This is a genomic window from Streptomyces sp. NPDC054796 (assembly GCF_053611545.1).
In genome coordinates this window covers 51,791-71,732 of sequence record NZ_JBSHAO010000006.1, presented here as the reverse complement: position 1 = coordinate 71,732, position 19,942 = coordinate 51,791, and the positions used below count along the sequence as shown (strand labels likewise).

The following is a 19,942-nucleotide window of genomic DNA, read 5'->3' as shown; positions in this document are numbered from 1 at the left end:
GACTGTAACGCGGGGCCGCAAGTAACCTCAACGGCCATGGAGCAAAGGCACCTGGGCCGCACGGGCCTGCGCGTATCCCGGATCGGGCTCGGCACGCTCACCTGGGCCAGGAACACCGGCGAGCGCGAGGCCGCCGACCTGCTGAAGGTTTTCTGGGAGGCGGGCGGCACCCTCGTGGACACCGCCGACGTCTACGCGGACGGAGGTGCCGAATATCTCCTCGGCAAGCTGCTGGAGGGGCTGGTGCCCCGACGCGATCTGGTGATCGCCACGAAGGCGGGCAGCGTGCCCGACCCCGAGCGCCGCTTCGACGGCTCCCGTGGCCACCTCCTCGACGCGCTGGACGCCTCCCTGGAGCGCCTGGGCACCGACTACGTCGACCTGTGGCAGGTGCACGCCTTTGACCCCATGACGCCGCTCGACGAGACCCTCGGCGCCCTGGACATGGCCGTCAGCTCGGGCCGGGCCCGCTACGCGGGGATCTCCAACTTCTCCGGCTGGCAGCTCGCCAAGGCCGCCACCTGGCAGCTCGCCGCGCCCGGGACGCGCACGCGGCTGGCGAGCACGCAGATGGAGTACTCGCTGCTCCAGCGCGGCGTCGAGCGCGAGGTGCTGCCCGCCGCGCTGGACCTCGGCGTCGGACTGCTGCCCTCCTCACCCCTGGGGCGCGGCGTGCTGACGGGCAAGTACCGCCACGCCACGCCGCCCGACTCGCGGGGCGCCTCCGACCTGATGGCCGCCTTCGTCGCCCCGTACCTGGACGAGGAGGCGGCGCGGATCGTGGACGCGGTGACGACGGCCGCCGACGGACTGGCCGTCAGCCCGCTCCACGTGGCCCTGGCGTGGGTGCGCGACCGGCCCGGAGTCGCCGCGCCGATCATAGGAGCACGCACGTCGCAGCAGCTCACGGCGGCTTTGTCAGTGGAGGGGCTTAGTCTTCCTGACGAGATCTGCCGGGCGCTCGACGATGTGTCGGCCCCGGTGCACCGCTATCCCGACCAGGACTGGAGCGAGCTGTGACGACCGACAAGGCAGCCGAACTCCTCGCGGCCGTACGCGCGGTGGAGAGCGGCGAGCGCTCCGCCGCTTCGTTCTTCGCCGAGCCCGAGCAGGCGCCGCGCCGCGCCGCGCGCCCACCGGCCAGGGCCGCCGGTCCGGCGCCCGCGTCCGGACCCGGCCCCGTCGCGGGCGCGGGAGGCGCCGCGCCGGGCCCCCGTACGGTGCCCGACGCCGTGCGGGCCGTGCTCGCCGAGGGCGGCGCGCCGGAGGAGCTGGCCGCACGGGTCGTGGAGACCCTCGGCGAACAGGCGGACGAACTGCTGCGCACCGACCCCTGGCAGCTCCTCGCCGTCCCTGGCGTGCGCCCCGAGCAGGCGGACGGCTTCGCCCGTGCGCTGCTGGGCGATGACTGCGGGCCCGATGACGAGCGGCGCGCCCAGGCCCTGGTCGGCTGGCTGCTGGAGCGCGCCGCGCTGGCGGGGCACACCGCGCTGGAGCCCGCCGCGCTCGCCAAGAGCCTCGCGCAGCACTCCGTCCCCGATGCCGAGGAGGCGGTGCGCTCCGCCGTGGACGCGGGCGCGGTGCTCGTCTTCGAGGACGCGCTGGACGCGCTGGGCGGCGCCGGTACCGGCGCCCCGGTCTCCTCCCAGGCGGCGCCCGCCGGGGAAGGGGAGCCCGCAGAGGGCGAGGAGGAGCGGCCGGTACGGCTGCTGATGGGCCTGGACCGTTATGCCCTGGCCGAGGAGTCCCTTGCCGACGGCCTGGCCCGCGTCACCAGCACGTTCACCCCGCCCCCGGAGCACGCGGAGGATGCGGAGGACGAGGGCGCGCCGGGAGAGGACGCGGACGGGGGTGCCCCGGCCGCCCCGGTCGTGGACCGCGCGGCCTGGGAGGCCGCGGCCTCCGCCGCCCCCTCCCCCTCTGCCGCCGAGCTGATCCGCGCCGCCTCCGCACACGGCCTGGTGGCCCACACCGGGGGCGAGGCCGCACGCGCCGAACCCCTCGCTCTGGTGGCCGCGGCCAGGGCGCTGGGCCTGCGCGCCTACGCGGCGACGCACACGGAGGACGGACGGCTCCGCGCCGCCCGCTTCCTCACCGGGGCCGCCGGGAGCGCCGGGACCGCCGGGACCGCCGACGAGAACGGTGCCGACGCCACTCCGGCCGACGGTTCGGCCGCGGTCACCGTCGCCGGGCTGCTCAGCGGCCGTGAGGGCCCGGAGCGCGACGAGGACGGGGCGTGGGCCCTGGACCTCCTCGCGGTGTGCGACGCTCCGCTGCTCGACGCCGAGACGGCCACCATGCTCACGGAGTCGCTGCCGGACGGCGTGCGCCTTGTCCTGAGCGGGGACCCGATGGTGCTGGGCTCCGCCGGACCCGGCCGGGTCTTCGCCGATGTGCTGGCCTCGCGCACCTGCCCGCAGATCGCTTCCCGTACGCCCGACCCAGGCCCCGTCGGCGAGTTGGTCTCGGGCATCGGCATCGGCGAGCTGAACCAGGTGGAGGCGCCCGGCAAGGAGGTCGTCATCGTGCCCGTGCGCGACGCGGGCGAGGCCGTGCACCGCACCGTCCAGCTGGTCGCCGATTCGGTGCCGCGCGCCATCGGCGTCCCCACCGAGCACACCCAGGTGGTCGCCCCTGGCCACGGCGGCGCGGCGGGTACCCGCGCGCTGAACGCCGCGCTCAAGGAACGGCTCAACCCGGGTCCGGGGCGCTTCGGCGGCTTCGACCCCGGAGACCGCGTCGCCCACTCCCCCGCGCCCGGGCGCACGACGGTGGGCACCGTCGTCACCGCCGACGAGGCCGGGCTCCACCTCGACTGCTCGGGGCTCCCCGTGGTCGTCCCGCGCGAACGGGTCGCCGAGTCGGTTCGGCACGGCTGGGCGGTCACGGCGCACCAGGCGGCCGGTACCCGCTGGCCCGCCGCCGTGGTCGTGCTGCCGGGCGATGCCACGGGCGCCCTGACCCGCGAGTGGGTCTACACCGCGTTCGGCCGCGGCTCGCGGCATCTGTCCGTCGTCCACGGCGCCGAGGACGCGCTGCCGCGCGCCGTCTCCTCCGTACGGGCCCCTGAGCGCACCACCCGGCTGCGTACGCTGCTGGTCCAGGCAGCGCGCGCCGCCACGGCTCCGGCGGAGCCGCCGGAGTAGCCCGGCCCGGGAAACCCGGGAGGCCCGGCCCGCACAGGGCCGGGCCTCCCCGGGACGGTGCGCGACGACGGCCGCTCCCCGTCCCCGGTCCGCTATCGCGCGGGCGTGCCGCCCTCCAGCCCCTCGTCGTCCAGTTCCAGCCCCAGCTCCTCCTCGTCGAAGGCCGAGCTGACGTCGAAGCGGCACACCACCCGTTCGGGGTCGGCCTGGTCGAAGGGCACGGACAGCCACTCCCCCGGTTCGCCGGGCTCGTCGGCGGCCTGCACCCACAGGGTGGAGTCGCCCTCCTCCAGGCCGAACTCCTTGTGCCGGGTCGCGATCTCGTCCGCCTCGTACTCCCCGAAGAGCACCCCCAGCGCGGCGTGCACGCTGCTGCCCGCCGAGGACCCGGCGATGCCGTCGTCGTCGGCCGAGTCGGGGTCGAGGTCGGTGACGCGCTGCGCCTGGGCGAGCAGCCGCTGTGGATGGGCGACGGTGTAGTCCCGCCGTATCAGCACAGTGAGGGCGTTGGGCTCCTCCGGGCCCGTGTAGGGCGGCATGGTGTCGCCGCCGGGGATCTCGAAGGGGGTGACCTCGTCGTAGACCTCGTAGAGAAGTTCGTCGTACGCCTCACCCGCCGCGGCCAGCTCGTCGAACGCGGCGTAGACGGCGGCGTCGGGTGCGGCGGGGTCCTCGCCGTCCTCTCCCGTCCCCTCCGCCCGTCGCTCGACCGCGTCGAGGTGCCGGTCCAGCGCGGCTTTGACCGCCTCAGCGGCGGCGCGTACGTCGGCAGCGGTGGGCTGCGCAGCATCAGACATAGTGCAGACGCTATCCGCAGAGGGCCCGTGCCCGCACAATAGATGAGATGCCGGAATACGAATTTCGCGATGTGTACGTGCCTCGCGGGGTCTCCCGCAAGGCCGCGACCCAACTGCTGACCGACCATGCCGAGTACGGGCACTGGGAGTTGGCCCGCATGCGGCTCTATCCCGACGGAAGCCGGAGGGTGCGGCTGCGCCGCCGCATCATCCGCCAGCTCCGGGCCACCTGGTGACCCCGGGCGCCTCCAGGGCGCCGGGCGGCCCTCATGTGTGCGACCGCAAGGCCCCGCGACACGACGGAGCGGGCCCCGCTGATGCGGGGCCCGCTCCGTCGTCCGCCGGGCGAGGCCCTGGAACGTGTGCCGAGGGGTGCTGCTGAGGCGCCGGGGCCGTCAAGCACCGGCCGCGGCCGTGACCTCAGCGCCGTGACCGGACCCGGACCCGGATCCGGAAGCGGGTTCGCCGCGACGGCCCCGCGCGCTCAGTGCCGGGCGGTCCGACGACCGCCGCGAGCGCGCCGGAAGAGGACATAGCCACCGACCAGGAACCCCGCGCCGAGGGGCGCGGCGAGGGCCAGGCCCTGCCCGGCACCGCTCTCGGCCAGCTCGCCGCCCGCGCCGAAGACGGAGGCGTCACCCGAGCCGCCGCCTTCCGGGGAGGACGCGGCACGCACGTCGGCCTGCTTGGCCGAGGACCCCGTCTCCGGCGTGCTGCCCGGGGCGCCGCCGTGTTCGCCCGTGTGCTCGCCCGACCGGGGGTCGCCCTTGCCGTCCTGCGGGCCCGTGCCCGTCCGCCCCGACCGCGGGTCGCTCCGCGCGAGCTGACCGTGGCCGCCCGGCGCGCTCTGCTGCGACGTCGCGGGATACCCCGAGGACCCGTCCCCGCAGCCGTTGCCCATGGCGGGGTTGCCCACGCCGACGACGTTCGCGCTGTTCCCGCAGAGGTCCACGGGAACGTCGACGGGGGCCTTCACGTTGTTGCCCGAGCCGACCCCCGGCGAGTTCGCCGTCCCGCCCTCGGCACGCGCCTGGGACCCGTGGCCCCCGCCGTGCGAGCCGCCGTCACCGGCGCAGCGGTTGCCCGTGGCCGGGTTCAGCGCGCCGACCACGGAGACGGTGTTGCCGCACGCGTTGACGGGCGCGTCCACGGGAACCTCGACGGAGTTGCCCGAGAGCACGCCCGGCGAGTTCTCGGCGCCGCCCTTGGCGTCCGAGTCCGCGAGCGCGGCGCTGCCCGTCATCGCCAGCACACCGCCCGCCGCGGCTACGGTGATCAGGCCCTTTCTGGTGACCTGTCGCATGCTTCGATCCCCTGCCTTGCCTTCTGCCTACGTAACGCGAGGGGGCGGCCCCCGAGGGGACGCCCCACTCGCCCGAAAGGCCCGACGACCCCGGAGCGCGCTACGCGCTCCGGGGCCCGCCGGGCTTCACATCCTCATGAGCTGAGGCGCAACGTCAGTCGTTGACGCAGGTGTTGCCGAAGGCGGGGTTCAGCAGGCCGATCACGTTGATGGTGTTGCCGCAGACGTTCACCGGAACGTGGATCGGGGCCTGGACGGTGTTGCCCGAGAGCACGCCGGGAGAGTTGACAGAGGCGCCCTGGGCACCGGAGTCGGCAACGGCCATGCCCGCACCCGCGAGCAGCAGACCGCTGGTGGCAGCCGCGGCGGCGACAACCTTCTTGATCATGATTCCTCCTAGTTGGCAATGCGGTCCCAGCCGCGGACCGCATCACCTGTAACGAGGAAGGGGGAATCAGGCTACGAGCAGACCGACGTATTCACTCGTCCCGGTCAACGGGCACGAAAGACCGAATACCGAATTCGCGGTACGGCCATGTCCGTTCGCGGCCGTACGGATTCTCCATACGGCCGCGTCATGCCTGCTCAGCGGCTTCGAGCCGCCCCTGGGAAGCGCCGAGGGCGCCGTCAGCACTGGTCGAGGAAGCGGTCCAGGACCCGCACCCCGAACTGGAGTCCGTCCACCGGGACGCGCTCGTCCACCCCGTGGAACATACCCGCGAAGTCCAGCTCCGGGGGCAGCTTGAGCGGCGCGAAACCGAAGCAGCGGATGCCCAGGTCGTCGAAGGACTTGGCGTCCGTGCCGCCCGACAGCATGTACGGCACGGCGCGGGCGATGGGGTCCTCGGCCTTCAGCGACGACTGCATGGCCTCCACCAGCGCGCCGTCGAAGGTCGTCTCCACCGCCTTGTTCGCGTGCACATCCTCGCGGCGCACGCGCGGCCCGAGGACGCGGTCCAGGTCGGCGAGGAACTCCTCCTCGTACCCGGGCAGGTAACGGCCGTCGACGTGGGCCGTGGCCTGGCCCGGGATGACGTTGACCTTGTACCCGGCGCCGAGCTGGGTCGGCGCGGCCGTGTTCTGGAGCGTCGCCCCGATGAGCTTGGCGATGCCGCCGAGCTTGGCGAGGGTCTCCTCCATGTCCTCGGGGTCCAGCTCGGTCCCGAACGCGTCGGACAGCTCGTCCAGGAAGGAGCGCACGGTCTTGGTCACCCGGACGGGGAACTTGTGCCGTCCCAGCCGTCCCACGGCCTCGCACAGCTCCGTGATCGAGTTGTCGTTGTTCGTCATCGACCCGTGCCCGGCGGTGCCGTCCACGGTGAGCCGCATCCAGTGGATGCCCTTCTCGGCGGTCTCGATCAGATAGAGCCGCAGGTCCTCGTTGACCGTGAACGAGAAGCCGCCGACCTCGCCGATCGCCTCCGTCACCCCGTCGAAGAGGTCCCGGTGGTTGTCGACCAGGTGCCGCGCGCCGTAGACACCGCCCGCCTCCTCGTCCGCGAGGAAGGCGAGTACGACATCGCGCGGGGGCTTGCGGCCCGTGCGCAGCCGCTCGCGTACGACCGCGAGGGTCATCGCGTCCATGTCCTTCATGTCGACGGCGCCGCGGCCCCAGACGCAGCCGTCGGCGATCTCCCCCGAGAAGGGGTGGTGCGTCCAGTCGTCGGCGTTGGCCGGGACGACGTCCGTGTGCCCGTGGATCAGGAGCGCGGGGCGAGAGCTGTCCTCCCCCTCGATGCGGGCCACGGTCGAGGCGCGGCCCGGCTGGGACTCGATGACCTGCGGGTCCAGGCCGACCTCGGCCAGCTTCTCCGCGACGTACTCCGCGGCCTTCCGCTCCCCTGGCCCCTCGTTGCCCCCGTAATTGCTGGTGTCGATCCGGATCAGGTCGCGGCAAATGTCGACGACCTCACTCTCGGCGTTCACACCACTACGTTCCGGTGCCGGGCTCGACTGAGTCACGCTGCCTCCTCGTATCGCGCGGTCGCCCCCATCCTCCCGCTTCCCGTGCGGCTCCCCAAGCGCCGGAGGCGTGTGATCGACCGCCCCTGAACCAGTGCTAAAGTTGACTCCGTCGCCACGGCCACGGGCCGGGCGCTCCACTCTTGTCGGGGTGGCGGAATGGCAGACGCGCTAGCTTGAGGTGCTAGTGCCCTTTACAGGGCGTGGGGGTTCAAGTCCCCCTCCCGACACCATCAGTACACCCACAGGTGCTGGCCGAGTTTCGGCCAGCACCTGTTGTGTTTCATGGTCGTAGGTCAGCCGCAGCCCGAATTGCCGGTAGACCTCGGCCTTGGCCCCCGCTTCCGCCTGACGGAGCGCGGCCAGCAGCCCGCCCAGGGCACCGATCAGCTCACGGATCTCCTCCCGGCTCATCCTCCGCGCCGGAGCCTCCCGGCCCCCGCCGCCCGTCCGGGCGAGTTTCCGCTCGGCCGCATACCGCTGCGCCTGGACTTCACGGCTCCAGGTGGCCACGAGCTGGGGGTCGGCCCCCGCTTCCAGAGCGGCACGGTGCCGGCTGAGCTTGCGATCGCACTCCGCCAGCTCACGCCGCACCGCCCCCACCCTCACCTCCAGGGAGGGCTGGGACTGCTCCAGCGTCGTCAGGGTCTGCTCGATGCGGGAGGGGGAGTAGATCTGCGCGATCCACGCGTCCACCGGACCGACGAGATCCTCCTCGCGCAGGTAGACGTTCAGCGGATGGTCCGCCTTGTTGGCCACCGCGTACTCACGGGGAAAGCGGCACCGGTAGTACGCCTCGCCATGAGCCCAGTTGCCCTGCATCCGCCGCCCACAGCTCCGGTGACTGAGCAGCCCCCGGAATCCGTAACCGTGCCGGGTGCGTACCACCTGCCGCCCCGTGGAGGCGGGCCCGCGCGAACGCAGCCGCGCCTGTGCCTCCTCGAAGACGGCCACGCTGACCAGCGCCGGATGAGAGCGCGCATCGGAGAAGACCCACTCCTCCTTCGCGTTCCACTTCTGCCGTGTCCGGTGGCCGAGCGCGACATCTTCGACGTCGATCAACGATTCTTCCTTGCGCTGCCTGTTCCACACCTGGTGGCCGGTGTAGCGGGGGTTGGTCAGGATCGCCCGGACCGCGCTCTTGGACCACGCGAGACCCTCGCGGTGCGGGTTGCGCTGCGCGTCGTAGGCCGACGGGCACAGGATGCCGTCGTCGGTCAGCCGCTGTGCGATCGCGTAGATCCCGAAACCCTCCAGGTACTCGGCGGAGACCCGCGGGCGCCGCTTCCAGGGGATCGACCGGGACTCGCCGACATCGAAATACTCCGCGACGACGGTCCCGTGCGGGGCTACCAGCGCCTGCGCCCGGGCGAGCTGCCAGTTGCGGGAAGCCTCGGGATCCTGCTGGTCCTCCGTCGAGCAGCGCCCCGCGAAGGCGAAGGTCATCGTCATGCCACGTTCCCTTTCTCCTCCTCGCCTCCTGGGTGACGGTCCTGGTCGAATGTGGTGGGCTCGGTCGCATGCCCCTCGCCGGTGCACCGCCGATGGACGGTGCGCAGCAGGCGCAGCAACGCCTCGGCCGCCCGTGGGGTCAGTGCGGGTGGCTCTGCGGGAACGATGACGTTCACCCCTGGCCGGTCCGGTGAGGTGGAAACGGTTTCCGCCGGGTCACCGTGCTGGGCTCGGGCCGCTGCCTGGCGGGCAGAGGGGTCAGGCTGATGTGGAGGGCGGAGGTGGGCCACGTCGACGAACGCCGCCTCGATTCCGGTGACCTGTTGTCGGTTCCGGAGCTGGCCGCGCTCGCGCGCCTGTCGTGGGACGAAGCGGTCCCCGCTGTGCAGCGTGCCGGTGCACGGGCCGTGCCTCCTCCGCTTGGCATCGCCACCAAGGGCCCGGCTGTCCGGCCGGTCGGTCTCAGCGACACCGGACGACCGCGCGCCCCGCCCCGTCGGTCTGCGCGGCGCCACCGGCTCGGGTCATGGCCCGGATGATCCTCTCCGACGCCGAGGCCGGGCGGGGCCTGGTCGTCGTCGACCCCAAAGGCGACCTCGTCACCGACGTGCTCATGCGCCTCCCCGAAGAACTCGGCGAGAAGGTGGCGCTCTTCGACGCCGACAGCAAGAGCCCTCCGCCCATCCTCAACCCCCTCGAAGGCGCTGACGCCGCACGCACGGTGGACAACCTGGTGTCGGTCTTCTCACGCGTGTACGCCTCCTCCTGGAGGCCGCGCACCGACGACATCCTGCGCGCCGGGCTGCTCACCCTGCGCGCGCTGCCGGGCACGCCCGTCCTCACCGACCTGCCCAAGCTCTTGTCCGTCCCCGCGTTCCGGCAACGCGCGGTGGACCAGGTCCACGACGACGTGTTCCGTGGCTTCTGGTCCTGGTACGACGAGCTCTCGGGACCCGCTCGAAGCCAGGTCACAGCGCCACTGATGAACAAGCTCCGCGGCTTCCTGCTCCGCCCCTTCGTGCGCGCGGCCCTGGCCGACGGGGCCTCCACCGTCGACATGGACCGGGTGCTGGACGGCGGAATCTGTCTGGTGCGCATCGCCAAAGACGCGCTGGGCACCGAGACCGCCCGGCTGATGGGCTCCCTCGTCGTCGCCCGCACCTGGCAGGCGACCACCCGGCGCGCCAGTACCGTCCAGAGCCGGCGCCGGGACGCGGGCCTGTACCTGGATGAGGCGCACAACTTCCTCACCCTCCCCTACCCGCTGGAGGACATGCTCGCCGAAGCCCGCAGCTACCGGCTCTCGATGACGCTCGCCCACCAGTACCTCCGACAGCTACCCAAGAACCTGGAGGAGGGCATCAGCACCAACGCACGCACCAAGATCTTCTTCAATTCCTCCCCCGAAGACGCCCGCCACCTGGCCCGGCACACCCAGCCACGCCTCACCGAACACGACCTGTCCCACCTCGACACCTTCCACGCCTCTACGTAGGCGACGGCCAGATGATCGACGCTCCCAGGCCGGGGAAACCCGTCAGGATCGAGCCCTACCGATACCAGGGCGACGACTACGCCGGCGCGACCAGACCAGGCCAGAGGTAAGAGCCGGACGCTGTCGGGGACCTTGAAGGCTGCAAGTCCGGATCCGTGAGCTGACCGCCGGGGCCCGAACTGTTTCCGCATGCAGTGAGCTTTTTGCAACCTCAGGTTGAGGCGTGGCGAAGGGCGGGGCTGGTCTTCACGATGGCGGTGACTCGGTTGGTGCTACAGGGGAGCTGCGCACCGACCGGTGGCCGGTCGGTGCGGGCCCGGTCTACCGGTTCGCGGCTTCGTGAGAGGCGATCCGGTTCGTGCGGCCGACCGTGCGGCCCACGGCGTTGCGCACCGCGAGGCCCGGCCGGGTGCGGGGCACCATGAGTCTGGAGAGCAGACCGACGCGTCGCTGCCGCGGACCTACCTCACGGCGGAGCCGCGACTCGTAGGCGGCGAAGGCGCGGGCGTGATCACCGGGATGGGCGGCGAGCTCTTCTGCGAGGGCGTACGCGCCCGCCATCGCCATGCTGGATCCGTCGCCCAGCAGGGCTGTCGCCGCCGCCGCGTCCCCGAGCAGTACGACCCGTCCGCGGGACCACGAGGGCACCCGGACGGTGGTCAGGGGGTCGAAGAACGGAGCCGGGTGGTCGAGGAACGCCGCCACGAGTTCCGGTGCCCGCCACCGCACGTCGGCGTAGGCGTCGGCCACGGTCTGCTTGTGAAGGGCGATGTTCTTGCGGTCGTGGGGCGCCAGCTGTGCGGCCCGGAAGGTGAAGATCGCGAGCGGAGTGGTCCGCGAGGGGTGGAGGACCAGCATCCGGTTCGGCACGGTCAGCATCGTCATCTCGGTCGGGTCCTCGATGGCGTCAGGTTCCAGCGGGACGGTCGCGCCGTACAGGCCCAGGTCGCTCGCGAACTGCCGCTCGGGTCCGAATGCCAGGCGCCGTACGGTGGAGTGCATCCCGTCGGCACCGACTACCAAGTCGAAGCGCCGTGGCGCGGACCGCCGGAAGGTGACGTCGACCCCGCCTTCGTCCTGGTCGAGAGCGGTGACCGTGTCGTCGAACAAGAACTCGGCCTCGGTCTGCGCCGACCGGTGGAGCACCTCGGACAGGTCGGCTCGGGTCACCTCGACCGTCGGCGCCTTGTCCGAGGTGAGCGGGAGTTGCAGGATTCGCCTGCCGCCGGGGTCGAGCAGGGTCAGCGACCGATTGCGAGTAGCGAGCCCCCGGAGCTGCGGGAGGATGCCCATGCGGTCGGCGACCGGGATCGCGGGCCCCTTCACGACGATCGCGCTACCACCGGAGCGCAGCTGCCGGGCATGTTCGACGACCGTCGGCCGGTATCCGTTCCGGGAGAGCCAGTAGGCGAGTGCGGGCCCTGCGATTCCGGCACCGACTATCAGCACCTCGGGCTTCTTCATGACGATGACCTCTCGGAGTGTCGATGACCAGGTCCCCGGCGAGTGCCGGGCCGGGTCTGAGGGCGCGGCGGCACGGGGCGGTGCAACCGGACCAAGGTACGATCGATTTCGTACCTCAGTGGAGCACGCCCTTCAGGTACGATGCAAGTCGTACCTGAAGGAGGTGCCGCGTGACCGGGAAGAACCTGGTGGGCCCGGAGGCCGATGCGCTCGATCTGGGTGCAGTGTTCCGCGCCCTCGCCGACGAGCACCGTCGTTCGGTGATGATGGAGTTGGCCGCCGACCGCAGCGACAGCGAGCGAGGCTGCAACTCGTTCGATCTTCCGATCTCGAAGCAGACCCAGACCCACCACTTCCGGGTCCTGCGCGAGGCAGGCCTCATCGACGAGATCGACTACGGCAACCGCAAGGGCATCCGACTACGACGCGCGGACATCGAGAAGAGATTCCCCGGGCTGCTCACGCTCCTGGGCGCAGAGTCCCCGGGCGGTACTGCTCCTCGCTGAGCACAGCTGAGCACACCGGAGGGGAGTCCGAGTCGGCCCTGAGCCGCGAGCCCGGCCGAATCCAGCTCGCGCCCGGCTCGCAGGTAGCCGAGCACGACGCGGGCACGAAGGGGATCGGTGTCGCTTCGACCACCGTCCCGCGCTCGTGGTCGGCGCCGAACTCTTCCGCACGCTCCCTCACACCCACACCCACTGAGGTTTCCTCAACCTGCGTGCGGAGCAGGGCCGCTGGGGGGCAGCGCGGGGTCCGGGCGTGGAGAAGCTCCTGTCAGACCGGTGCGTGTCGAGTCCGAGCCGTCCTGCCAGGAGGCTTCCGCATGCTTGTCTACCCAGCCGGGATCGACCTGTCCACCTCGGCTCTGCGCTTCTCCGCCCGTGAGTTGACCGCACGTCGTCTTGCACAAGGGACACGATGGCGCCAGCTGGCCGCCGGACGGCAGGCACTGCTCGTCCTGGCTCATCTACGATGCGGCCATACCTACGCCCAGCTCGCCGCCGGATTCGGCATGGGCACCACCACCGCGCTGGCTACAGCACCCAGCGCCTCGGCCGATTCCTTCAACGGCTGCGCCTATCCCCGCGTCTACCTCTACCCCGACATCACCTACTGGCAGAACGCAAGACCCGTAGCCGGGTATCAAGACATCACCTCGTCCTTCCAGGACCTCGGTTCTGCCAGCTCGGGCTCGGACTACATTCGCAATACGCGTAACGACGATCGCGTCTACATCCGTTATAACTATAACGGTGCGACCCTCTATTTCTGCATACCGCCGAACACGACTGGGTTCTTGGACAAATGGAGGAGCGCAACCGGAATCCGGATCGACGACCAAGCAACCTGCCCGCCGTGACAGGTAAGGGCGAAACGGATCACGCATCGGGATCAGCCGGAACCGTCAGAGCGCGCAGCAGGGTTCGCCCCGGGGCCTCTTCGTACGGCTGAACCGGAACGGTGAACACCTCGGCGTCCGCGAAGACCGGCTCCCCAGTCGGACGGCGTGCGTACGGGACCGGGCCGTAGTCCACGCCGTCGCCCGCGTCGAAGCTCGTCCAGGCGATGACTTCGTGCTCACCCTCACGCAAGGGGAGGTTGGAGACGGCTCGGGCTTCCACTGTGTCAGCGCTGACGAGCCAGACCTGGGGGACGGCGAAGACGAAGCGGATCGTGTGGATCTCTTGCGCCCGCTCGGCGGCCCGGTTCTCGAAGGCGGTGGCCGTCGCCTCGTCACGCAGGTAGTCGTAGTCCGAGAGCACGAGAGTCCGGTCGCCTTGCAGCGCGACCAGTGCCGGGCATTCACGGGCGTGGATGGCACGCTCCAGCCGTCCTGTGACGTCGCGGAGCAGCGACTCGGTCTCGTGGTTCAGCGACTCGGTCTCGTGGTTCACCGAGTGCTCACTCCCCCGTCGACTCGTCCCGACGCTTGAAGGCGTAGTAGGCATCCATGATCTCTACGGAGGACCTGTCGCCGAGGTGGGCCAGGTACTGCAACGTGCGGCTCACCTCGGTGCGCTGCCGCTGTCCGGCGCGGGTGGGCGCTTCGTCCACTGCCGTGCCGTCGAGTTCTTCCAGCGCGTCGGCCAGTCTCTTGACGGTCTCCCGCGCCGTGCTCAGGTCGATCTTCATAGGCCCACCTCCAGGCTCGTCGGCAGCCTCCCGCCCGGGAGCCCGAGGACTCCTCAGCGCGGCAGGTCACCTGCCGTGGCCCGGAGGTTTCCTGACCGCAGCGCAGTCCGAAAGCTGCTGGACTAGGGCGTGTTGCGAAAGTCCTGATGGCTGGGCACAGCGGGGCTGCTGTGGTTGGAGCGGATCATTGTCGTGGCCTCGCGGAGGGCCGTGACGGTTCCAATGAGCCATCGGCTGACCGTCTCGCGTTCGGACTCGGTGAGCTCACTGGCGACGCGGGACATGCCATCGATCAGCGGTGCCATCACGCCGGTCATGGACTGCCGATGCTCCGGGGTCACGAAGAGGGCGAACTTCCTGCCGTCAGAAGGGTCGCGCTCCTTGCGGACGAAGCCGTGCTCAACCAGGCGATTGGTGATCTTCGTGATGGCCGCATGGCTCAGTCCCGTCTCCTGGGTGAGTTGAGTAGGGCTGACGCCGGGATGGCGGCCGATGAGGTCGAGAACCTTGTGCTCGGTTGCGTTGACGCCCAGGTGGGCGGCGACGGCGTCATGGAAGAGCACCACCCACAGGCTCAGCTCATGCCCCAGTGAAGCCCCGTCCATCGGGGACACTTCCTCGGCGTTCATACGGACGAGACTACGCCACTCTTTTACTTGAGTGAAGAAAAGTGCTTCACTCAAGTAAAATAGTGTGCTTGACTCGATGGCATGGACACCGCTTACACCCGCCACCTTGACGTGATACCGCCGATTGGGGTCCTGGGCCGCGTCTACGCGGCCAGCCTCGTGGTCAACCTCCCGATCCTGGCTCTGCTGTTGATGCCGCAGATCCGCAGCCGTGTCGGCTCGGAGGCGACCATGGCGATCAGCGTCGCCGCCCTGCTCGGCCTGGTCGTCGCGGCCGTGGTGCTCGCGCCGGAGGTCAGTGCCCGCGTCGCCCCGGCAGGCGCGCGATGGCGCTTCGGCAGCGCACGCGCCCAGGTCCGGGCCCTGATCCGGCGGGACCGCCGCGCCTACGCTTGGCGCCTGGGGGAGTTCGTGGTGTTGTACATCGCCGCCCAGGGCCTCGGGGGAGTGATCGCCTGGATAATGCCCCACATCTGGAGCAACCCCGACTTCGGCAGCGACCCGGCCGCGGGGCAGTGGGAGTTCCACTACCCGAACTTCGCCGTCCAGGCGGCCGCTATCTACTTGGTGATCTGTCTCGCCAGCAGTTGGTACGCCTGCCGCCTGCGTCAACTGGCCCTAGCCAGACCGGATGACCGCTGACGAAGCGTCGACGCGTACTTGTCACAGCCACTCGGTGATGGCCGCGACGAGGACGGTCGCCTCATAGCGGACCGCGAGTTTGTCGTACCTCGTGGCCACCGCGCAGTGCCTTTTGAGGCGATTGATTCCGCACTCGACCGCGTGCCGAGCCTCGTAGTCCTCCGGGTCGAACTTCGGCGGACGGCCGCCATGGGAGCCGCGTTTCCTTCGGTTGCGAGCCTGGTCGGCCTTGTCCGGGATGGTGCAGCGAATGCCACGACTGCGCAGGTAGGCGCGGTTCTTGCGGGAGGCGTACGCCTTGTCGGCACGCACCCGCCGCGGCCGGGTGCGCGGCCTGCCGGACCTCAGCCGGGGCACCCTGATGCGGCCCAGGACGGCCTCGGGCAGATCCCGCCACGGGATGCCGGTACGGACCCGGAAGCGTATGCCGTCGATCAGCTGCCGCCGGGTCCATACCGGTGGCCGGCCGGGCTTCTTGCCCTTCAGCAACAGCAGCTCCAGTGCGGCCCATTGTTCGTCCGCCAGATCTCCACGCGCCACAGATCAAGATCATCTCACGCTTAAGATCCACTTTCGCAACACGCCCTAGGAGGTTAGCCCTCTCGACTGCGTCGCGCAGGATCGCCATGACGACGTGATCGCCCGGTCAAAGGCACCTGCCGCACCGACGCTGACGCGCCACAGAAGCGGTTGCGCGTCCTCGGACAAGAGGCAGTGGGCATCGCCGGGGAACTGGTTGTGCTGATCCGGCCAAAGGATCTGCCAGGCCGGAGGGATGATCCCGTAGAGGGCGGGGACGATCGCGAAGTCCTCCGGACGGCTCACCGGCCGTAACCTCAGCGCGAGCCCGCGCCGTAAGAGGCCCTTGACTTCCAGCCGGTCGAAGGGGTCGAGACCGGAGTCGGCGAGCATGATGGCGAAGGAGTTGAGCACGTTGTGCGATATCTCAACGTCCAGCCCCGAGAGCGCGAGCTCGTAGTCACGGTCGGGGCCGGTGTGCAGGCCGGCTGTGTAGGCGTAGGGTGCGCGACCGTCTCCTAAGTAGTGCACGGCATGGCCATAGCGATCGACCGCTTCCGCCACGCGGCGAAGGTGAGCGTTGTCGTTGGTCATCTTCCTTTCGGACAGCAGGGGGTCAGCGCCGACGGAGGAGCGTCAGGTGCCGGTGAGCCTGAAATTCCACTTCGTCGTCGACGCCTTCGAGCACTGCTGCGCTGGTCCAGTTGGCGCCGACACCATCAGTCAGCGGCTCGACGCAGTCACTACCGGCGACGATCTCTCAAGGAGCCCACCAGATGGACCAGGAAACCGCACTGAGCTGAGGCCGTTTCCTGGACAGCCGGTTCTATGCCTGCCTGCGAGGCATGTTTGCGGCCGACTCAGCGGATCGTTGGAGCTGGCGGCGCGACCACTTCGCGCAGCTCGGCGGCGGCCTGGGCCATGAGCTGAGCGAGGGTGGTGTCCGGCTCGGCCAGCCAGCGGGGCATGGCGCGCCGGTGGATCGCCAGTACCACGTCGATGATGAAGCGTGCTTTTCCGGGCGCGACGCCGCGGCGCTCGAGTGCCGGTGCCAGCGCGTCGGCGATGTCGGCGAGCTTGATCAGATCGCGCTCGGCCAGTGCCGGGTTGGCGGCGATCACTCTTCCCCGGCGCAGCAGGAACTCGCGTGGGCGGAAGATCTCCTCTGCGGTTCCCAGCGCGGTCAGCAGCGCCTCGATCGGGGTGAGGCCCGGGTCGGCCGCCTCGACCTGCGCGACGAGGTGGGCCTCGAGTTCGTTGCCGGCGAAGAGGACTTCCCGCTTGTCGGGGAAGTAGCGATAGAAGGAGCGTTCCTTCAGGCCGGCGACGCCTGCGATCTGCGCGACCGAGGTGCGCTCGAATCCCTGCGTCTCGAACAGCTCGAGCGCCGCGCGTTCGAGCCGGCCCTGTGCGTCAGATTCCCATCGCGGCATACCCACCAGCGTACGACAACAGGAGCTGTCATCAGACTGGTACGGTCAATGACAACAGATGCTGTCATCAGCCAGGAGATCGTCATGAAGGCTCTGCAATTCGACCGATTCGGTTCCCCGGACGTGATCGTGCTCCGCGACGTCCCACAGCCGGAGCCGGGACCCGGCCAGATCCGGATCGCTGTGCGGGCGTGCGGCCTGACACCGGCCGACTGGCACCTCGTCGACGGTCTCCTCGCCGACCATCTGCCGCCGCTGCCGCGCGGTCTCGGTCTCGAGGTCGCGGGTACCGTCGACGCGCTCGGCGAGGGCGTCGACGGCGTCCAGATCGGCGACCGCGTGTTCGGCCCGGCCACCTTCGACGGCCCGACGGCCGGCGCCGCCGAGTACGCGCTGATGCCGGCCTGGGCACGCATTCCCGAGGGCGTCACCGCCGAGCAGGCCGCCGCGCTGCCGATGGCGGCCGAGACGGCGTGGCGCGCGCTCGACGACCTCGGCGTCCAGCCGGGTGAGCTGCTGCTCGTCCACGGCGCGGGCACCACGGTGGGTGAGGCGGCGGTGCGCTTCGCGCTGCACCGGGGTATTCGGGTGATCGCCACAGCCGGGCCGACTCGGGCCGCCGCCCTGGAAGAGATCGGCGCCCAGGTGACCGCCTACGGCGAGGGCATGGCCGAACGCGTCAGCGCACTGACCCCGGGCCCCGTGGACCGCGCCCTGGACACCGCGCCGACCGGGGGCCGGATCGACCGCGCCGACCAGCCCAGTCCGGCCGGCGGCTCGCTGCCGACCTTGATCGAGCTGACCGGGGACCCCGACCGTGTCCTCACCGTCTCCGACTTCGCCGCCGCAGCCGAACTGGGCGTCCGGATCACCACCGAGATCCGCTACGACCAGATGAATGAGTTCGCCAGGCTCGCCGGCGAAGGCATCCTGGTCGTACCGGTCGCCCGCACCTATACCCTCGACCAGATCCAGGAAGCGGCCACGCTCAGCCGATCCCGCCGCCCCGGCGGCAAACTCATACTCGTCCTGTGATCACCTTGCTGGCCTGGTCAGGCGAGAGGAGTCCACGCACCCCGATGCTCACACGGTGACCGCACCCGTTGCCGACCAGGGTCCTTACAAGATCGCGAAGTCACACTGGAGTACTAGAGGGCCCAGCCGAATCCCCTGACTTCCCGTTTGCGGCTGACGACAGAGCTCTCGCCGCCTCCCTGACCCACCAGCTCGCTCGCGAATTCAATAGTCGCTCGTTACCGCCCTCGGGAGCGCATGCCCTGGAGTTGGTAGCGCAGCAGCCGGCTCTTGGCATTACTTGCTGCTCCACCCGCTCCAGCAACCCCTCCAACTCGCCGGGGATCGGCACCGTGCGGCCCCGGACCTCCTCGACATGCCGCTCCCAGTCCTGACACGGGCCTGTGATATCGACGCCACGGGGATCGTCGGCCATTTCCTTCTCGTCGAGCGGATAGCGCTCCCCACCTCGCCACCCGCACGCGCAGGAACTGCGCAGATGCGTAGCCAGTGGGGCTCCCCACGTCCCGTCATAGATCCACCAGTGGGAGACAGCCTCACCCCCGCCCGCACTCCCAGCATCGAAACAGACCGGCTTGGGCTCGCTTCCAACAAACTCACGAACCGGTGACCCTTCGACGCGCCGAAGTTGCGTGCCGCCGCCCGTCGCTCTTCTGATGCCGACCGGCGTCGTACGGGCGGAGGACTGATGAGGGTTCAGGTGGCTGTGATCACTGCCGCCGAGGAAATACTCTGGAGCAAGGTGCTGGCTTTCTTGGCAGTCTGATCACATGAGTCGAAGACCTGTCAAATACCTCAGAAGCAGGGGGTCACCCAGTTTGGTAATAAGCATTTCGGGCCCGCCGGAGGAGACCCACGAAGGGATAACCCGATTCCTCAGTATGAGGAATCACCCGAACCAGTGCGGAACTCTAGCTGCGCGTTTTCTCGCGATGCGACACGGGGAGGAAAGTGGCTGCACAATGACAGCACGTCGCCGCTTGAGATGAGTTTACGCCGGTGGAGTCGCAATCTCTGCACGAAAATTTCGCCAAAGAAGTCACCGATATCGACCTCCGTGCTCTTGACGAAGAGACCCTGCACGAGATCCGGGTGGAGCTGGGGCGGCACGGGGTCCTGGTCTTCCGCGATCAGCTCCTGGAGGACGCCGACCTCGTGCGGCTCAGTGCCCGGCTGGGGGACGGGCGCTTGGAGGAGCCCGCCCGTACGTGGTCCCACGCGCCGACGAGTTCGTTCCTCAGCTATCTGACGAACCTCCAGGACGCGACGGGCCGGGCGCTCGGCGTCTCCGACAATCACACCGATTTCTGGCACTCGGACCAGGAGTTCCGGTGCGCGCCGGCCACCCTGGCGTCGTTGTACTGCCTTGTTCCGCCACAGAAGGGCGGTGCCACCAGTTTCGCCACCACGGCGCTGAGCCGGCTCGGCCTGCCCGAGGAACTCGTGCGGCGCATCCGCCCCCTGTGGTCCACACGCCGTCCGGCGCCCACGCACGACAACGTGGACCATGTCGAGGTGTCGCACCCCGTGGTCCTCACCGCGCCGCGTGACGGGGCGGAGTTCGCTTACGTGAGCGAGAACACCGAGCGTTTCATCGGCCTCTCGGCGGAAGAGGGACGGGAAATCAAGGAAGCGGTCCTGGCGCGCGTTCTGCACCCCTCGAACGTGTACAGCCACGAATGGCGCATGGGCGATTTCGTGGTGTACGACAACGCGCAGGTCCTGCACCGCCGCGAGCTTTTCGAGGGAAACCGCTGGATCAAAGGCACGAAGATCTTCGCTCCGGCGGACTATTTCGCCGTCCCCGCGGGCGAAGTGGTCGACGCGCCGGCCGATGCTCAGGGTGCGCCCGCTCCTGTCTGAGGAGACCCGGCGCCCTAAAGCTTCACGACTTCTCTCCCCCACTCACCGAGGAGTTCCCTCATCGACGTC

The 19,942-nt window shown here is 70.0% G+C and carries 18 protein-coding genes, 1 tRNA gene and 3 pseudogenes; 10 read left to right on the top strand and 12 right to left on the bottom strand.

The genetic code is table 11. The features are described 5' to 3' along the window. Positions 1–36: 36 nt before the first annotated feature. Entirely contained in the window at positions 37–1,020 is a 984-nt protein-coding gene (locus ACWGJ2_RS07130) for an aldo/keto reductase (protein ID WP_453344968.1), read from the top strand. Then, positions 975–3,146 (top strand): annotated as a pseudogene (locus ACWGJ2_RS07125) (helix-hairpin-helix domain-containing protein); the annotation flags it as partial. The gene ACWGJ2_RS07130 and the pseudogene ACWGJ2_RS07125, both read left to right, overlap by 46 nt. A gap of 92 nt (positions 3,147–3,238) precedes the next feature. On the opposite strand, the gene ACWGJ2_RS07120 reads toward ACWGJ2_RS07125, so the two are convergent. Beyond that, positions 3,239–3,943 carry a hypothetical protein gene (locus ACWGJ2_RS07120; protein ID WP_453344967.1) on the bottom strand — a complete coding sequence of 235 codons (705 nt, stop codon included), beginning with the start codon at positions 3,941–3,943 and terminating at the stop codon, positions 3,239–3,241. Between the two features lie 47 nt (positions 3,944–3,990). Here ACWGJ2_RS07120 and ACWGJ2_RS07115 point away from each other — a divergent pair, with 47 nt between their 5' ends. Beyond that, on the top strand, positions 3,991–4,179 hold the full coding sequence (locus ACWGJ2_RS07115) for a DUF5703 family protein (RefSeq protein ID WP_055498790.1): 189 nt from the start codon (positions 3,991–3,993) through the stop codon (positions 4,177–4,179). 248 nt (positions 4,180–4,427) lie between these two features. Here the strand turns inward: ACWGJ2_RS07115 and ACWGJ2_RS07110 are convergent, their stop codons facing one another. The 3 genes from ACWGJ2_RS07110 to ACWGJ2_RS07100 all read right to left on the bottom strand — a co-directional run bounded on the left by ACWGJ2_RS07110 (position 4,428) and on the right by ACWGJ2_RS07100 (position 7,208). Beyond that, positions 4,428–5,246 carry a chaplin gene (locus tag ACWGJ2_RS07110; protein WP_453344966.1) on the bottom strand — a complete coding sequence of 273 codons (819 nt, stop codon included), beginning with the start codon at positions 5,244–5,246 and terminating at the stop codon, positions 4,428–4,430. Positions 5,247–5,400: 154 nt separating this feature from the next. After that, a complete protein-coding gene (gene chpH, locus ACWGJ2_RS07105; RefSeq protein ID WP_453344965.1) occupies positions 5,401–5,634 on the bottom strand; it encodes a chaplin ChpH in 234 nt (77 codons plus the stop codon). A gap of 239 nt (positions 5,635–5,873) precedes the next feature. Continuing rightward, positions 5,874–7,208 carry a M20/M25/M40 family metallo-hydrolase gene (locus ACWGJ2_RS07100; RefSeq protein WP_453344964.1) on the bottom strand — a complete coding sequence of 445 codons (1,335 nt, stop codon included), beginning with the start codon at positions 7,206–7,208 and terminating at the stop codon, positions 5,874–5,876. Positions 7,209–7,353: 145 nt separating this feature from the next. Here ACWGJ2_RS07100 and ACWGJ2_RS07095 point away from each other — a divergent pair. Next, positions 7,354–7,441 (top strand) — tRNA-Leu (locus tag ACWGJ2_RS07095). A 691-nt stretch (positions 7,442–8,132) separates the two neighbouring features. On the opposite strand, the pseudogene ACWGJ2_RS07090 reads toward ACWGJ2_RS07095, so the two are convergent. Continuing rightward, positions 8,133–8,654, bottom strand: a pseudogene (locus ACWGJ2_RS07090) (recombinase family protein); the annotation flags it as partial. Between the two features lie 532 nt (positions 8,655–9,186). Between ACWGJ2_RS07090 and ACWGJ2_RS07085 the strand changes: the two are divergent. Then, on the top strand, positions 9,187–10,155 hold the full coding sequence (locus tag ACWGJ2_RS07085; RefSeq protein WP_453344963.1) for a type IV secretory system conjugative DNA transfer family protein: 969 nt from the start codon (positions 9,187–9,189) through the stop codon (positions 10,153–10,155). A 321-nt stretch (positions 10,156–10,476) separates the two neighbouring features. On the opposite strand, the gene ACWGJ2_RS07080 is transcribed toward ACWGJ2_RS07085, so the two are convergent. Further along, positions 10,477–11,619, bottom strand: a complete 1,143-nt coding sequence (locus ACWGJ2_RS07080) for an FAD-dependent monooxygenase (RefSeq protein WP_453344962.1) — start codon at positions 11,617–11,619, stop codon at positions 10,477–10,479. 170 nt (positions 11,620–11,789) lie between these two features. On the opposite strand from ACWGJ2_RS07080, the gene ACWGJ2_RS07075 reads away from it, so the two are divergent. Continuing rightward, positions 11,790–12,125, top strand: coding sequence for an ArsR/SmtB family transcription factor (locus ACWGJ2_RS07075; protein ID WP_453344961.1), 336 nt, complete (start codon positions 11,790–11,792; stop codon positions 12,123–12,125). Positions 12,126–12,442: 317 nt separating this feature from the next. Next, positions 12,443–12,649, top strand: a pseudogene (locus tag ACWGJ2_RS07070) (transposase family protein); the annotation flags it as partial. Positions 12,650–12,998: 349 nt separating this feature from the next. On the opposite strand, the gene ACWGJ2_RS07065 reads toward ACWGJ2_RS07070, so the two are convergent. The 3 genes from ACWGJ2_RS07065 to ACWGJ2_RS07055 all read right to left on the bottom strand — a co-directional run bounded on the left by ACWGJ2_RS07065 (position 12,999) and on the right by ACWGJ2_RS07055 (position 14,381). Further along, complete coding sequence (locus tag ACWGJ2_RS07065) at positions 12,999–13,514, bottom strand: hypothetical protein (protein ID WP_453344960.1); 516 nt, start codon at positions 13,512–13,514, stop codon at positions 12,999–13,001. Between the two features lie 7 nt (positions 13,515–13,521). Next, entirely contained in the window at positions 13,522–13,752 is a 231-nt protein-coding gene (locus ACWGJ2_RS07060) for a hypothetical protein (RefSeq protein ID WP_453344959.1), read from the bottom strand. Between the two features lie 122 nt (positions 13,753–13,874). Then, positions 13,875–14,381 (bottom strand): MarR family winged helix-turn-helix transcriptional regulator, encoded by a 507-nt coding sequence (locus ACWGJ2_RS07055; protein ID WP_453344958.1) that lies wholly within the window; start codon positions 14,379–14,381, stop codon positions 13,875–13,877. An 81-nt stretch (positions 14,382–14,462) separates the two neighbouring features. On the opposite strand from ACWGJ2_RS07055, the gene ACWGJ2_RS07050 reads away from it, so the two are divergent. Continuing rightward, positions 14,463–15,023 (top strand): hypothetical protein, encoded by a 561-nt coding sequence (locus ACWGJ2_RS07050; RefSeq protein ID WP_453344957.1) that lies wholly within the window; start codon positions 14,463–14,465, stop codon positions 15,021–15,023. Positions 15,024–15,044: 21 nt separating this feature from the next. On the opposite strand, the gene ACWGJ2_RS07045 is transcribed toward ACWGJ2_RS07050, so the two are convergent. The 3 genes from ACWGJ2_RS07045 to ACWGJ2_RS07035 all read right to left on the bottom strand — a co-directional run bounded on the left by ACWGJ2_RS07045 (position 15,045) and on the right by ACWGJ2_RS07035 (position 16,975). Continuing rightward, complete coding sequence (locus tag ACWGJ2_RS07045; protein WP_453344956.1) at positions 15,045–15,563, bottom strand: transposase; 519 nt, start codon at positions 15,561–15,563, stop codon at positions 15,045–15,047. A gap of 45 nt (positions 15,564–15,608) precedes the next feature. Further along, on the bottom strand, positions 15,609–16,136 hold the full coding sequence (locus ACWGJ2_RS07040) for a DUF4262 domain-containing protein (RefSeq protein WP_453344955.1): 528 nt from the start codon (positions 16,134–16,136) through the stop codon (positions 15,609–15,611). Between the two features lie 266 nt (positions 16,137–16,402). Then, positions 16,403–16,975: a TetR/AcrR family transcriptional regulator gene (locus ACWGJ2_RS07035; protein ID WP_453344954.1), complete on the bottom strand. Its 573-nt coding sequence runs from the start codon at positions 16,973–16,975 to the stop codon at positions 16,403–16,405. A gap of 48 nt (positions 16,976–17,023) precedes the next feature. On the opposite strand from ACWGJ2_RS07035, the gene ACWGJ2_RS07030 reads away from it, so the two are divergent. Further along, positions 17,024–18,010, top strand: coding sequence for an NADP-dependent oxidoreductase (locus ACWGJ2_RS07030; RefSeq protein WP_453344953.1), 987 nt, complete (start codon positions 17,024–17,026; stop codon positions 18,008–18,010). Between the two features lie 999 nt (positions 18,011–19,009). Further along, positions 19,010–19,873 (top strand): TauD/TfdA dioxygenase family protein, encoded by an 864-nt coding sequence (locus tag ACWGJ2_RS07025; RefSeq protein WP_453344952.1) that lies wholly within the window; start codon positions 19,010–19,012, stop codon positions 19,871–19,873. Positions 19,874–19,942 lie beyond the last annotated feature (69 nt).